This is a genomic window from Mesorhizobium sp. CA7, from assembly GCF_020165015.1.
In the GTDB taxonomy this organism is placed as follows: domain Bacteria; phylum Pseudomonadota; class Alphaproteobacteria; order Rhizobiales; family Rhizobiaceae; genus Mesorhizobium.
The window spans coordinates 64,374-78,237 of sequence record NZ_JAIUHH010000007.1; the positions used below are offsets into that span (position 1 = coordinate 64,374).

The following is a 13,864-nucleotide window of genomic DNA, read 5'->3' on the forward strand; positions in this document are numbered from 1 at the left end:
GCGAGAATGCCCCTGCCCGACCCGAGCTGGAGCGCCGATGACATCGTCGCTCATTTGCGTTCGGTCGGCACCCAGGACAATCGGGCGGGCATGGCGCGCTTCGGCATCAACACCGCCAGCGCGCTCGGCGTCGGGAACTCACAATTGCGGCCGCTGGCGCGCAAGCTGAAGAGGGAACCACGAGCGGTCGCTGCAGCTCTGGAACAGCGGCATCCGCGAAGCGCGGCTGATGGCCGCCTTCACCGGCGAGCCGAAGAAGGTCGATATCGATCAATGCCGGCGCTGGGCCGCGGATTTCGACAGCTGGGAGATCGTCGACACCGTAGCGGACCTCTTTGCCGAAACGCCATTCTGGCGTGAATTGATAGACGAGTTCGCCGAAGACGACCGCGAATTCGTTCGGCGCACCGCCTTTGCCATGTTGGCCTGGAGCGCGGTGCATCTCAAGAAAGAGCCGGACGCGACCTTCCTCGCCTATCTGCCGCTGATCGAGAAGCGTGCCGGCGATCCGCGCAATTTCGTCCGCAAGGCGGTCAATTGGGCGCTGCGGCAAATCGGCAAGCGGTCGATGAGCCTGCACGCCCCTGCCCTTGCGCTGGCGGAAAGATTAGCGGCATCGTCCGACAAGACGGCGCGCTGGATCGGCAAGGATGCAGTGAAGGAACTGACGGATGCCAGACAGCTCGAAAGGCTCGCAGCCGCAAAAGCATGACCTTGCCGGGATTCGGTTCGTCGGGGTGACGCCAGAGACACGTGCCGACTTCGAAAACCTGTTCGAGCAGCCCGGCGCACCGAAATATTGCTGGTGCATGGCCTGGCGCCATTCCAGTCGCGAGCACATTCAGAACGACGAGAAAAAGCGTATGATGATGGCGCTCATCGACAAAGGCGCCCCGGTCGGGATTCTCGCCGAGTTGGACGGCAGACCGGTCGGCTGGTGCTCGGTCGCGCCGCGCGAGACCTACCGGAAACTTTCAAAGCAACAGGACGATACCGAAACCGGTATCTGGTCGATCGTCTGCTTCTATGTGCCCAGGGCCCTGCGCGGCGGCGGGCTGGCCTCCGCTTTGCTTGACGCTGCGATCGACCATGCCTTCAGCAAAGGCGCACATACAATCGAGGCCTATCCCGTCGACGAGGCCGCCCCGAGCTATCGCTTCATGGGATTTCGCGACATGTTTGCTACGAGGGGCGTCCATGAGACCGGCACCGCCGGTACGCGACGGCATGTGATGCGGCTGGGTCGGTGAGCCCGGATCGGTCACGACGCTTTTACTCGATTCAGCAAATGGACTGGCGGAGGATGGAGCGATCATGAGCAAGCGTTTCAAGTCATGCGCGGCGCTGGCGGCTGCGCTCCTCCTCGCAGCCACTGGAGCCGATGCCGCGGCCGATGTCGCGCATATTGTCTGGAAGGATCTGCGCCCCGCGACGCAAGCGATAGCCGAAGACGCGAACCTGCCGATGATCGCGGCAAAACTGCCCGACCATGGCGAGACCTTGTCGCTCAATTTGCAGGACAAGACGATACAATTAGCCGGATATGCATTGCCGGTCGATCGTGACGGCGACCTCGTCTACCAGTTCCTGCTGGTGCCGTGGACGGGCGCCTGCAGCCACATGCCGACGCCGCCGCCGAACCAGATCGTGCTGGTCACGCCGGCGCATCCCTACAAGATGAAGCAGGCTTACGATCCGGTCGCGGTCACCGGCGTGCTGAGGCCCGGCATGGAGAAAAGCCAGTTGTTCATCCTCGACGGCGTCGCGATTGTCCAGTCCGGCTACACCGTGCGCAAGGCCGAGGTGACGAGCGTCGGCAGCGTGCCGGACACCGTGACGCTACCGGTCAACTCGCCGTGGAATTTCCTCAACAAAAAGAAGAACTAAGGTCTGCAACCCGGCATGGCGCTCACGCCGCGTTCGCGCCTGATTCCTTGTCCAGCACCATATAATCGAGCGGAATTTCCGTCGTGTACTTGATCTGCTCCATAGCGAAGGACGACGAGACGTCACGGATCTCGATCTTGGCGATCAGCCGCTTGTAGAAAGCGTCGTAGGCGGCGATGTCCGGAACCACGACGCGCAGCAGGTAATCGACATCGCCGCTCATGCGGTAGAACTCGACCACTTCCGGGAATTCCTGGATGACCTCGGAGAAGCGCCGCAGCCATTCATGGCTGTGCGAATTGGTGCGGATCGACACGAAGACGGTGACGCGCACATTGACCTTCTCATGGTCGAGGATGGCGACGCGCCGCTTGATGACGCCCTCCTCCTCGAGCTTCTGGATGCGCCGCCAGCATGGCGTGGTCGACAAGCCGACTTTCTTGGCGACATCGGCGACCGCGAGCGTCGCGTCCTCCTGCAAGAGGCGCAGAATTTTTCTATCGAGGCGATCCATGGGAGGCTCCAGGGGAATAGTTTGGCTATAATCCCTTTTACCGGAGCCTTTCACAAGAAAGAAATTCTGCCGATGGCGGTAAATGCGAGTGATTTCTTGCAGAATGCCTAATCAATGCGATAGCGGATTTCCGCCCTCAGGAAGGGCAGCAAATCCATTTCAAACCAGGGATTCTTCTTCAGCCAGCCGGTGTTCCGCCACGACGGATGCGGCAGCGGCAGCACTTTCGGCAGGGACGGTCGATCCCATATGGCGCGCCAGTTCCTGACCGTCTCGGTCAGCGACGGCAGGCGTGTCGTGCCCATATGCCATGCCTGCGCATAACCGCCGATGGTCAGCACCAGGTCGATCTGCGGCATCAGCGCCATCAGTTCCTGGCGCCAGGCCGGCGCGCATTCGCGACGCGGCGGCAGGTCGCTGCCCTTGGCGTCCTGTCCAGGAAAACAAAAGCCCATCGGCACGATAGCGAATTTTTCAGCGTCGTAGAACTCATCGCTGCTGACGCCGAGCCAGTTTCGCAGCCGGTCTCCGGAGGCATCGGTGAAGGGCATGCCCGACGCATGCACTTTTGTCCCCGGCGCCTGGCCGGCAAGCAGGATCCGCGCTGTGGAGGACGGCTGCAGCACCGGCCGCGGCGCATGCGGCAAAGGCCGGCCAAGCGGCTGGTCGACGCAGATGCGGCAGGCCCGCACCCTTTCGGTGAGGCGCTGCAGCGCTTGTCTCGTATCGGGCAGATTATCCAATTTCTGTCGCTCAGGCCGTCGCGCTCGGCCGGCTTGCAAGTGCCGCATACCAGCGCAGTACGTTCGTGCACTCTTCCGGCACCTTGATACGCGCTGGTTTCATGAAGTCGATGGCGATCATGCCGGTGATGTCGGCGACCGAATAGACATCGCCGGCGGCGAATTCATGCTTCGCCAGCTCGTTGTCGAGCAGCTGCAGGAATTCGATCGCTTTCGGCTTGTTGGCCTCTCCCCATTCCGGAATTTGCGGCACTTCCCATTCCTTCATCGCCGGATGGATATGCCGGAATGCGGCGGCGACGCTGGCCATTAGGTTCAGTTCCATACGTCTTTGCCACATCTCGACCACGGCCTTGCCGAGCGCGCCCTTGCCGAACAGCGCGGGTTCGGGATGCAACTCCTCGAAATAGCGGCAGATGGCGATCGATTCGGTTATGATGGTGCCGTCGTCGAGCTCAAGCACCGGCAGGCGCCGAAGCGGATTGCGCTCAGCCACCTGCCCGCCGCGATGCTCCAGCGCGCCCATATCGACGGGCACCAGCGGCACCGTCAGCCCCTTCTCGGCAAGGAAAACACGCACGCGCCGGGGATTGGGCGCGCGGCCACCGTCGAACAGCTTCATTCCATCCTCCAGCTTCTCCACCGGATAATAAGGCGCGGGCCTGCCCATCACCAGAAGCGAACAAATTCGCGCAACGCGTCGCCGAACGAGGCCAGGACGCCGTGCTTTCTCTCGAACGGCGCGTCATGATGGCTGTCGCGCCAGTCCTGCGGCTCCGCGAAGGTGCCTGCCCAGATGCCGGCCTTGGCCGCTCTCGCCACTGCTTCCTCGGTCTCGAAGTCGCCGAACGCAACCGCCCATCCGGCCTGCACCTGGGCCTGGTTTAGGTCGGTATCACCTGCCTTGCAATCGCCGAGCAGGCGGCCGTAGCGATCGCGCCGCCAGCCGCTGCAGAGAACAGGCCTGCCGGCGATCAGGCGCACCAGCGACTGCCGCGCCAGCTTGCCGCAGGGATAGTCGGCGCCGGCCTTTTGGCAGGTCTGCTGATACTCCGGAGCGTCGATGCCGCGCATGCGGATGCGCTCGGCCCCGAGCGTGATCGAATCGCCGTCATTGACGATCGCCGTGCCTTGCTCCTGGCGCCTCTCGAAGCGGTCGAGGCGTGCCGCCACCAGGATGAGCAAACCAAGCAGAAGAATGGCAAGTCCGTAGTCCAGCAGCTTGCGCCAGTGGCTCCGCGGCGGGCTCGCCACATAGCGTCGGCGCGGTCCTCGCGGCCCGAAACGGCTCATATGGCAAACAGTCTCTTAATCATTCGAACGTAGCTTAACGAACCGGAAGTCGCTGCGCGCAGAAATTGAAGTCTGTATGCCTTTGCAACGCTCGAACACAGCGGATAAGTTTATTGTGGACCGCCGTAAACCGCACCGCAACAGCGATGTGGCGCGCGCGGTGCGCAAGACGCGCGACCGCCTTTCGCAGCAGGCGGGCAGCCTCGATTTCGACCGTGAACTGCTGAAGCTGCATGCGCGCGCCATGGTGGTCAGCGCGGTCGCGATCCCCTTGCTCGTGCTCGCCGTGGCGGCCATCGGCCGGCTGGCGGGTCTGGACAGCCAGATCACCATCTGGGCGCTGTCGACGTTGCTTTGCTACACGATCGTCGCGTTCATGGCGCGTCGCGTGGAGCGGACCGAGGCGGCCGAACTCGACCCGGCGCAGACGCGTCGCGACTTCCTGATCGGCCATTTCCTCTGCGGCCTCGGCTGGGCGTGGTTCGCCTGGGTCGGCTGCGCCACATGCCAGATCGACCAATTCCATGTTGCCAAGGCCATGGTGCTGCTGATCGCCATGGCAACGACGGCCGTGATGGCCTCATCGCTTGGCGGCGCGCTGTTTGCGACCTTTGCCATTCCCGTTGCCGTTTATGTCTACACCGTCATACGCCTGTGGACGCCGATCGAGGCCACGATGGCGGCCTTGCTCATCGCGGCGCTTCCCTTCTTCGGTTACGTCGCGCGTCATCTCAACCAGGCTTCGTTGATGGTGCTGTCCTTCCGCTCGGAGAAGGATGCGCTGATCGCCGAGCTGGAGACGGCGAAATCGATGTCGGACGAAGCAAGACGGCGCGCCGAGGACGCCAATCTGGCGAAATCGCGTTTCCTCGCCTCGATGAGCCACGAGCTCAGGACGCCGCTCAACGCCATCCTTGGCTTCTCCGAAGTGATGGCCAATGAAGTGCTGGGGCCGATGAACAATCCGACCTACCGCGACTATGCCCATGACGTGCATGAGTCCGGACAGCACCTGCTCGACCTGATCAACGAGATCCTCGACCTGTCGCGCATCGAGGCCGGCCGCTACCAGCTCAACGAGGAGCCGGTCGTGCTGGTGACCATCGTCGAGGACTGCTGCCACATGATGGAGCTGCGCGCCCGCAACAAGGACATCCGTATCATCCAGGAGTTCGAGGAGACCCTGCCGCGCCTCTTCGCCGACGAGCGCGCCGTCAGGCAGATCACGCTCAACCTTCTGTCCAATTCGATCAAGTTCACCCCGTCAGGCGGCGAAGTGCGCGTGCGTGTCGGCTGGACCGCCGGCGGCGGCCAGTACATTTCGGTCAAGGACAACGGCCCGGGCATACCGGAAGAAGAAATCCCGGTGGTGCTTTCCGCCTTCGGCCAGGGCTCGATCGCCATCAAGAGCGCCGAGCAGGGAACCGGCCTCGGCCTGCCGATCGTGCAGGGGCTGCTTGCCATGCATGGCGGCGAGTTCGAGCTTCATTCCAAGCTGCGCGAAGGCACCGAGGCGATCGCCATCTTCCCGTTGAGCCGGGTGATGGAGGAATTGCCGGCCTTGCCGACCAAGACGGTCGCCGCGCGCGGACGCCGCTGATTCGCCGGGCGCTAAAGCCGCACAGCCAGCGCCATGCCCGAGCTGGTCAGTGCCGCGGCCTTGACGATACCGGCGGCGAGAGCAGCCCCTACCCCTTCGCCATGGCTGATCCCGAAATCGAGCAGCGGCCGCAATCCGAGCCTTTCGGTGGCCTTGGCGTGGCCTGGCTCCGGCGTCAGGCCGGCAAGCAGGCAATGATCGAGCGAGCCTGGATTGGCGGCATAAAGGACGGCGGCCGCCGCTGTTGCCGCGAATCCGTCGAGCAGGACGGGAATCTTCTCCATGCGCGCCGCGAGAATGGCGCCGCAGATGGCCGCGAATTCGCGCCCCCCGACCCTGCGCAAAACCTCGAGCGGATCTCCCAGACCCGGACCGTGGAATGCCAGCGCCCGATCGACGACCTCGGCCTTGCGTGCGATCATCGCCGCATCGGCGCCCGAACCCGACCCGACCCAGTCGGCTCCCTCGCCGCCGAACAGGGCGGCGCAAAGCGTGGCGGCGATCGTCGAATTGCCGACCCCGAGATCGCCCAGGCAAAGGAGGTCGGCGCCACCGGCGACCGCTTCCATGCCGAAGGCCATGGTTGCGGCGCAGCCGCGTTCATCGAGCGCGGCCTCCTCGGTGATGTCGCCCGTGGGGATATCCAAGGCGAGGTCGAAGACTTTCAGGCCGAGATCGTTGGCGATGCAGACCTGGTTGATCGCGGCCCCGCCAGCGGCGCAGAGTTCGACTTCATTTGCGGTCGCCGCCACCGGTCGCGGCGAGATGCCGTGCCTGACGGCGCCGTGATTGCCGGCGAAGATCGCCACCAGAGGCCGATTGATCGCCGGCGGCGCGCGCCCGCTCCAGGCAGCAAGCCAGGCCGCGACGTCCTCGACGCGGCCGAGCGATTCCTTCGGCTTTTCGGCTTTGGCGAAAAGCGCCCGGACGCGGGCGCTCGCCGCATCGTCGGCCGGCGGCAGGGCCGCCAGAAGGTTTCGGAAATCGTCGAAAGGCTTAGCAGGCATTATGTCGGTCGCAGTTCGTTGCGGAAGTCGCAGGCGGCATAGCCGCCTTCTCCATCCGGCACAACTGCCTGGCGATGCCGCGAACGCGTCGCCTTGCGGCGCAATGCGGAGGGCTTGCATTGCTCCGGCGGTTGCACCATGTGGAATAAAGGCAAGAGAACAGCATGACCGCCATCGAATCTCCCTGCATCCTGGTCTGTTCGATCGATATGAAAACCGGCTTCTGCTTTGGTTGCGGCCGCACGCGCGACGAGATTTCCGCCTGGCTCGCGATGACCCCCGAAACGCGCCGGGTGGTGATGGCCGAACTGCCCGCGCGGCTCGAAACGGTCGAGCGGCGGCCGCGCCGCGAAACCCGGCGCACCCGCATGGCGCGCGAGCGCGGCGTTCTGTGAGAAGAAACCGATGAATCGGTTGTTCTGGATCGTCATGGCGGTGATCGGCGTCGCGGTCGTGCTGCTCATGCTCAACAATTCGGCCGGCCGCACTTTCGGCATGAACAACAATGATTTCGGCCGGCTTATCTGGGTCGGTGTCCTGGTGATGGTGATCGGTGCGAGCCTGCTCCGCTCCGGCCGACCGCTGGGCGACATGGCGCGCAATCTGGGCGTCTGGGCGGCATTCGTGCTCGTGCTGATCGCCGGCTACCAGTATCGCTACGAGTTGCAGGATGTGGCGAGCCGCGTCACCGCCGGCTTTGTCCCGGGCAGTCCGTTGGCTTTAGGCGTGGAGAATGGCCGCCCGACCGTCACGCTCGACAAAGCCGACAACGGCCATTTCGAAGCCCGCATCCTGGTCAACGGCACGCCGGTGCGCGCCGTGGTCGACACCGGCGCGACCAGCACGGTGCTGACGTCCGAAGATGCTCAAGCCGCTGGGTTCAACCCGGCGGCGCTCAGCTACAGCGTGGATGTCGCCACGGCCAATGGCAGGGCGCGCGCTGCGACGGTCAGGACCGACGAGGTAGCGATCGGCGGCATCGTGCGCAAGGACATGTCGGTGATGGTCGCCGCGCCCGGCATGCTTGACCAAAGCCTGCTCGGCATGAACTTCATCGGCTCATTGTCGGGCTTCGACGTGCGCGGCGACCGCATGATCCTGCGGGACTGATGCGTGTCGCGCAGCAGTATGCGGCGCGACATGCATCAGCCGACAGTCAGGCTGCCTCGGCTTCTGCCGCCGCGAAATCGATTGCCAAAAACGCGGTCTTCAGCACCTCCGGCCCGGCGCCGGGTTTGTTCGCGTCGGTGGAGAGGATCTGCCGGAAGCGGCGCGCGCCGGGCAAGCCGTGGAACAGTCCGACCATATGGCGGGTAATGTGGCCCAGTCGCCCGCCCCGCTCGACATGGCGCGCGGCATAGCCGGCCATGGCATCGATCAGCGCCGAATAATCGAAGGCGGCGGGCGCCTCGCCATAGAAGGCGGCATCGATGCCGGTCAGGATCCCCGGCGTATGATAGGCCGCGCGGCCGAGCATCACGCCGTCGACATGGGAAAGATGCGCCGACGCCTCGGCGAGCGACTGGATGCCGCCGTTGATGCCGATGAATTCGTCCGGCTTTCTGGCCTTCAGCCGATAGACGCGCGGGTAATCGAGCGGCGGGATCTCGCGGTTTTCCTTAGGGCTCAGCCCTTCCAGCCAAGCCTTGCGGGCGTGCACCCAGAGCGCGTCGGCGCCGGCGGCGAGCACGCCGTCGGCGAGCATGTCGAGCGCAGGCTCTGGGTCTTGATCGTCGACGCCGATGCGGCATTTGACCGTGACGGGGATTTTCACCGCGGCCTTCATCGCCGCGACGCACTCGGCGACCAGAACCGGCGTCTTCATCAGGCAGGCACCGAACGTCCCCGACTGGACGCGATCGGACGGACAGCCGACATTGAGGTTGATCTCGTCATAGCCGAAGGCTTCGCCGATCCGCGCTGCCTCGGCGAGCTTTGCGGGATCCGATCCGCCAAGTTGCAGCGCAACCGGGTGCTCGACATTGTCGAAGCCGAGCAGTCTTTCGCGCGCGCCATGGATGACCGCATCCGCCACCACCATCTCGGTATAAAGCAGCGCGCGGCGCGTCAGCTGACGGTGGAAGAACCGGCAATGCCGGTCCGTCCAGTCCATCATGGGCGCAACGGCCATCCTATGCTCTTGATTTTTCAGCATTTTTTCTTTAGTATCAAACCGTTAGATGGTGCCGAGTGCACACGAATTTACGCCAGAATACGACCCTTTTCGCCAGGTTTCGATCTCTCAGTGCACAGGGAGCGCACACGAAAAAATGGCCACCTACACAAAGCTCTCGTCCGGTTCCTGGCGCGTGCAAGTCCGTCGCAAAGGTCGCTACGCGAGCGAGACATTCCTGCGCCGTGACGACGCACGGCGCTGGGCAACCGAAACCGAGCGCCAAGTTGATCGCGGTGAGACGCCGACCAAGTCCCGTATAGCGCGCCTGAAAACTTTCGGCGAACTCATTGACCTTCATATCGACGACATGTGCGATGTAGGCAAGTCCCCTCGCCGCTCCAAGGCTGCGGCCCTCGCGATGCTGAAAAGAGATCTGGGGAAGTGCCACGTCGCGGCGCTCGATCGCGAACGGCTCATTCGTTTTGGTCGTGACCGGGCCGCGCAAGGTGCTGGACCGATGACTCTCGGCATTGACATCGGCTTTATAAAGCTTGTCCTGTCTCATGCTGCGGCCGTCCATGGCCTACCGGTCAAGGTCGAACCCGTGGATCTCGCGCGCATCGCACTTAAGCGCCTCGGCCTTGTCGGCAAGGGATGTGAGCGCGACAGGCGGCCTACCCAGGATGAACTCGACAGGCTCATCGCCCACTTCAATTCAAACCCTTTGCAGATAGCGCCCGTCGGTCGCATCATACGTTTTGCCGTCGCTACGGCCATGCGGCAGGAGGAGATCTGCAAAGCGCGTTGGTCTGACGTCGATTCTCGCACGCGGATGCTTCTCATCCGCGACCGGAAAGACCCGCGCAACAAGAATGGCAATAATCAGCGCATACCGCTATTCGCGGCAACTGGGTACGACGCATGGGCCATCGTTGAGGAACAGCGCGCAAAGCGAAGCAATGACGATGATCGAATTTTCCCATTCAATCACAAATCAGTCGGGACCGCCTTCCGTCGGGGATGCGCTGTCCTGAGCATCCACGACCTCCATTTCCATGACTTGCGTCATGAGGGCACAAGCCGCCTTTTCGAGGCGGGTTTCACGATTGAACAAGTAGCACTGGTTACCGGGCACAAGGACTGGAAGATGTTGAAACGATACACCCATTTGAAGCCTGAAATGCTTCACAATATTCCCACAGCGAGGATGGCGTAGCCCGCGAGACCTGGTCACCTTTTATGGTGTTCGGACGTTGTTGCAAGCAGGCCTGTCGGCGTCCAGGACCGTTTCCGAGGCCGGCGTCAAATGATACCCGGCTAGCAAATCTTGGCCGCAAGCCGGGGAGTTAAGCCGGCGAAGGACACGGGTAAAAAGCGTTCTCCGCGATAACGCTGAGCGGCGTCCTTGACTGTTAGGCCCCGACTCGTCCTGGCCCACCGAGCAGAGTGTCGCAGTCGCTCACACTGTTCATTTACTCATAGCGCCAGATCACTCGCTCCCCCTAACGGATATCCACCAGGCGACGGAAACTGAAGGTTGATCTCAGATTCATGCAGGACGCGGAACCAATTTCGCTTATCGAAGTTAGCAAGCGCTGCTTACGGGGACTCACCCGATGCTCCTTGCCCTGGACGATGCGATCTCGATGGCTGTTTTGGCCGGCAGAGCCACGGATGCGGAAATCTTCGGAGTGATCGACCTCACCAGCAAAATTGAAGCCCGGATCGGCGCCATCAGCTTAGGGCGCGCCATCCAGTTTGTCGCCAATGCCTCGGTGCTTGGATACGACGTTCGCGGTGCAATGGTCTTATATGGGGAACCAGGAGCGCCAAGCTTGAGGATATGGGACTGCGAACACCTTTGGGCGCAATATGGTGGCGCACTTCTCCAGCCATAGCGCGAGGCGGCCTGGAGGACTGGCAATAGCTCTCGCAGAGCTGATCTTACGATCAATGGGAACGAGCGCCCGGGAGGTCTTTAGAAGCGTTATCTCGGCCTGTGCGCCCGGCTGGCCAACGCGCGGTCCTTGGGATCTCAGCCCATAAGCAGCCCGAAGTACCCCCTTGCAAAGCAGTGCTGCTGCTACCGTCCAAAAGCCGGCAATCCACACTGATCTCGTGGCAGCGAAAACCCACGCTGCCACAACTCTGGGTGTCGCGAGCACGTCATTACAAAATACGCAAAAAAATATCTTCACTACCTATTTGGCGGCCGCCCCTGTGGGCTCGCAGCCGCCACCGATCGAAACCCGACGGTGCGCGCTTGGAGCTGTCGCATCATCGAGTGGTTCCAAAGACAGGGTCGGCAACGCTCGCGAGAGCCGCAATGTTATTAATCATGGCTAGAACCGCCTGCGGCTTGCTTTGATGCACCATATGTCCGGCATCCAGGACGATATCCAGCAGCGAGTGGCTTATCTCGGCGTGTAGCCGCAGCGCTTCGGCCTTAGCATCGAACGTCCGAGCGAGCGTCCAGCCAATTCCCGTCTCGCAACGAGATTGTTGTAGAGCGCCAACCCAGCGGTTGCCGCCGGCTTGTTCTGGTCACATCGCGGGTTGACATTCGTGGCTCGCTCGCCATGCTGCATTGCAGCATGAATAATAGCCTTACCGCGTCATCACGCATCGAGTGCCTGGATGGCCTTCGCGCCGCCGCCGCGCTGTGGGTGCTGGTCGGTCACTGTCTGCTGTTGACCGGCTGGCATATTCCGGTGCTTGGCGACCCTGCGCTCGGCGTCGATCTCTTCATCATGCTGTCCGGATTTCTGATGGTGTTTCACTATCAGTTGCGCCAGGCCAAGGAGCCTTGGCAACGGCCTGAGACCTGGCTGAAATTCTGGACGCGGCGTTATTTTCGTATCGCGCCGCTGTTCTACGTCATGTTGCTCTTCGCGCTGGCGCTGGGGCCTTATCTCTATGAATCGCGAATAGCCATCGATGCCTTCCTGCAGCGCGCGCCACAGGCGCCCGAGCGGTTTCTCGACGGCAGCCTGAAGAACATCGCCGCCCACCTGACATTCCTGTTCGGCCTGTCACCGAACTTTGCCTACCGGACGCCGCTGCCGGATTGGAGCCTTGGCCTGGAAATGCAGTTCTACGCCGTTTTTCCGGCGCTGATGCTTTTGGTGCGCCGCTTGGACTGGATATGGAGCGCCATACTCGTGGCGGCGCTCGGCGGCCTGGCTGTGATGATCCTCAAGTCGATGTCGATCCATTTCCCAATGCCGTCCTTCCTGCCGCTGAAGATCCAGGTGTTTCTTTGCGGCATGCTGCTGGCGGGCGTCCTGGCACAAAGCCAACCGAGGCCACTGCTGCATCTGGCCCTGGCCATGGCGCTTGCTGCGATTCCCTTTGGCGACGGCTACGGGCTTTCGAAATTCCTGATACGCGAAGCGCTGGTGCTGGGCTTCTTTGCGCTTGTCCTCTACCGCATGCTGCCCGGCTTGGCGGGCGCCGTGTCGAGAAAGATCGCCGTGGCGCTGGGCGGCGGTCTCTTTCATGTTCTGGGCGAGCTGTCCTACAGCATCTATCTCATCCACCTGCTGGTGCTGCAGCCAGTCGCGGCATTCGTGATTGCCCGCTACGGCCAGGAGATGGACGCGCCCCTGCGCTTCGCTGTCGTGCTGGCGATCGTGCTGCCCACGGTCTGTGCCCTGTCCTTCGTGACCTACAGGCTCATCGAGATGCCCGGCCAGCAAGTCGGCCGCGTGGTATTGAGCCGGTTCGCGCGGAAGAAACTGGCGCTTAAGCCAAGTCCCGCCGAGTAGCAACTTTTGCGGCGCAGCTACTGGTATGCGTCCACCCCGGCTCCCTGGCCCGGAAACGGGAGGGTACCTTCTCCCCGCAACGAGGTCCGTTAAGGGGAGAAGGAAGACCCGGCAGGATCAATAATTGCCGTTGTAGTAGCGGTCATCGCAGGGCGCGGTGTAGATGCGCCCGTAGCGGTCCTGATAGCGGCAGAGCTGCTCGCCGCGGCGCTGCGGTGTGGTGGCTGAGCCGACCACGGCGCCGAGAAGCGCGCCGCTCGCGGCACCAATCACCGTGCTCTTGGTGTTGCCGCCGATCGCCTGACCGACCAGCGCGCCGCCGGCGCCGCCGATCAACGCGCCGGTGGTGGCCCGCTGCTGGCCTTCGGTCTGTGTCTCGCAGCCGGCAAGAGCCGCGGTCATCAGCACCGCCAGAATAGCCTTCTTGATGATCATCACTAGAACTCCTCTGAAGCCCCGGGTGACTGACAGGCTGGGGCGAACAGAGCCCGAGTGCGGTCGCATTGCGGCGGAACGGCGGCAGAGCCCGCTCACGAAGTGAATCACGGTTTCCTGCCGGTTGAACGCCATGGTTGCCAAATGGGAAAGTTAGGCGGGCGATGGCAACCAGCCGCGCGTTCAGGCGATCTTCAAGCGCACCAATATGGAAGCTTGGGTGTGATGGTCCGGATCTGCCTCGATGTGCTCGAGCGACGTAGGTTGCGGAACCGCTATGCCGTCCTCGATCATTCCTGCGACGTGAAAGGCCAGCGCTTCCTCGGCGAGATCGCGCGCCTCGTCAACAGTGGCGCCGGCCGTGATCAGCCCGGGAAAGTCGGGAAATGACACGCCGTAGTCGCTGGCGCCTTCCTGATGGATCAGCCCGACATATTGCTGCATCTCAGTTTCCCTTGCTGGAGGGCGATCGACCGCTAGTTTAAATTGCCGGCACCAAGGT

At 62.7% G+C, this 13,864-nt stretch carries 16 protein-coding genes and 1 pseudogene; 9 read left to right on the forward strand and 8 right to left on the reverse strand.

Features of this window, described 5'->3' with window-relative positions:
• Nucleotides 1–6 precede the first annotated feature (6 nt).
• The 3 genes and pseudogenes from LB552_RS15420 to LB552_RS15430 all read left to right on the forward strand — a co-directional run bounded on the left by LB552_RS15420 (nt 7) and on the right by LB552_RS15430 (nt 1,887).
• A pseudogene (locus LB552_RS15420) lies at nt 7–712 on the forward strand (DNA alkylation repair protein).
• Nucleotides 672–1,250 carry a GNAT family N-acetyltransferase gene (locus LB552_RS15425; RefSeq protein WP_224607861.1) on the forward strand — a complete coding sequence of 193 codons (579 nt, stop codon included), beginning with the start codon at nt 672–674 and terminating at the stop codon, nt 1,248–1,250. The pseudogene LB552_RS15420 and the gene LB552_RS15425 overlap by 41 nt, the downstream one beginning before the upstream one ends.
• Nucleotides 1,251–1,314: 64 nt before the next feature.
• Nucleotides 1,315–1,887, forward strand: a complete 573-nt coding sequence (locus tag LB552_RS15430; RefSeq protein WP_224607863.1) for a DUF3299 domain-containing protein — start codon at nt 1,315–1,317, stop codon at nt 1,885–1,887.
• A 22-nt stretch (nt 1,888–1,909) separates the two neighbouring features.
• On the opposite strand, the gene LB552_RS15435 is transcribed toward LB552_RS15430, so the two are convergent.
• The 4 genes from LB552_RS15435 to LB552_RS15450 form a co-directional block, all read right to left on the reverse strand.
• A complete protein-coding gene (locus LB552_RS15435) occupies nt 1,910–2,401 on the reverse strand; it encodes an Lrp/AsnC family transcriptional regulator (protein ID WP_006205209.1) in 492 nt (163 codons plus the stop codon).
• Between the two features lie 107 nt (nt 2,402–2,508).
• The gene (locus LB552_RS15440; protein ID WP_224607866.1) at nt 2,509–3,144 is read right to left on the reverse strand and encodes a uracil-DNA glycosylase family protein; all 636 of its coding nucleotides are present in this window, start codon (nt 3,142–3,144) and stop codon (nt 2,509–2,511) included.
• Nucleotides 3,145–3,154: 10 nt separating this feature from the next.
• Entirely contained in the window at nt 3,155–3,766 is a 612-nt protein-coding gene (locus LB552_RS15445; protein WP_224607870.1) for a glutathione S-transferase, read from the reverse strand.
• Between the two features lie 47 nt (nt 3,767–3,813).
• A complete protein-coding gene (locus LB552_RS15450) occupies nt 3,814–4,437 on the reverse strand; it encodes a thermonuclease family protein (protein WP_224607873.1) in 624 nt (207 codons plus the stop codon).
• A gap of 76 nt (nt 4,438–4,513) precedes the next feature.
• On the opposite strand from LB552_RS15450, the gene LB552_RS15455 reads away from it, so the two are divergent.
• A complete protein-coding gene (locus LB552_RS15455) occupies nt 4,514–6,037 on the forward strand; it encodes a sensor histidine kinase (RefSeq protein WP_224547767.1) in 1,524 nt (507 codons plus the stop codon).
• A gap of 11 nt (nt 6,038–6,048) precedes the next feature.
• Here the strand turns inward: LB552_RS15455 and LB552_RS15460 are convergent, their stop codons facing one another.
• On the reverse strand, nt 6,049–7,044 hold the full coding sequence (locus LB552_RS15460) for a nicotinate-nucleotide--dimethylbenzimidazole phosphoribosyltransferase (RefSeq protein ID WP_263481642.1): 996 nt from the start codon (nt 7,042–7,044) through the stop codon (nt 6,049–6,051).
• A gap of 164 nt (nt 7,045–7,208) precedes the next feature.
• Between LB552_RS15460 and LB552_RS15465 the strand changes: the two genes are divergently transcribed.
• Both LB552_RS15465 and LB552_RS15470 read left to right on the forward strand, forming a co-directional pair.
• Nucleotides 7,209–7,439 carry a DUF1289 domain-containing protein gene (locus LB552_RS15465; protein WP_224607876.1) on the forward strand — a complete coding sequence of 77 codons (231 nt, stop codon included), beginning with the start codon at nt 7,209–7,211 and terminating at the stop codon, nt 7,437–7,439.
• 10 nt (nt 7,440–7,449) lie between these two features.
• On the forward strand, nt 7,450–8,154 hold the full coding sequence (locus LB552_RS15470) for a TIGR02281 family clan AA aspartic protease (protein ID WP_224607878.1): 705 nt from the start codon (nt 7,450–7,452) through the stop codon (nt 8,152–8,154).
• Between the two features lie 46 nt (nt 8,155–8,200).
• Here LB552_RS15470 and dusA read toward each other — a convergent pair whose 3' ends face one another.
• A complete protein-coding gene (gene dusA / locus LB552_RS15475; RefSeq protein WP_224607881.1) occupies nt 8,201–9,199 on the reverse strand; it encodes a tRNA dihydrouridine(20/20a) synthase DusA in 999 nt (332 codons plus the stop codon).
• 115 nt (nt 9,200–9,314) lie between these two features.
• On the opposite strand from dusA, the gene LB552_RS15480 reads away from it, so the two are divergent.
• The 3 genes from LB552_RS15480 to LB552_RS15490 all read left to right on the forward strand — a co-directional run bounded on the left by LB552_RS15480 (nt 9,315) and on the right by LB552_RS15490 (nt 12,927).
• A complete protein-coding gene (locus LB552_RS15480) occupies nt 9,315–10,376 on the forward strand; it encodes a site-specific integrase (RefSeq protein ID WP_224607884.1) in 1,062 nt (353 codons plus the stop codon).
• 400 nt (nt 10,377–10,776) lie between these two features.
• The gene (locus LB552_RS15485) at nt 10,777–11,058 is read left to right on the forward strand and encodes a hypothetical protein (RefSeq protein ID WP_224607887.1); all 282 of its coding nucleotides are present in this window, start codon (nt 10,777–10,779) and stop codon (nt 11,056–11,058) included.
• Between the two features lie 696 nt (nt 11,059–11,754).
• Nucleotides 11,755–12,927 carry an acyltransferase family protein gene (locus LB552_RS15490; RefSeq protein WP_224607890.1) on the forward strand — a complete coding sequence of 391 codons (1,173 nt, stop codon included), beginning with the start codon at nt 11,755–11,757 and terminating at the stop codon, nt 12,925–12,927.
• Nucleotides 12,928–13,044: 117 nt separating this feature from the next.
• On the opposite strand, the gene LB552_RS15495 is transcribed toward LB552_RS15490, so the two are convergent.
• Both LB552_RS15495 and LB552_RS15500 read right to left on the reverse strand, forming a co-directional pair.
• On the reverse strand, nt 13,045–13,362 hold the full coding sequence (locus tag LB552_RS15495; RefSeq protein WP_095769050.1) for a YMGG-like glycine zipper-containing protein: 318 nt from the start codon (nt 13,360–13,362) through the stop codon (nt 13,045–13,047).
• 183 nt (nt 13,363–13,545) lie between these two features.
• The gene (locus tag LB552_RS15500) at nt 13,546–13,806 is read right to left on the reverse strand and encodes a type II toxin-antitoxin system HicB family antitoxin (protein ID WP_224547784.1); all 261 of its coding nucleotides are present in this window, start codon (nt 13,804–13,806) and stop codon (nt 13,546–13,548) included.
• Between the last annotated feature and the right edge of the window lie 58 nt (nt 13,807–13,864).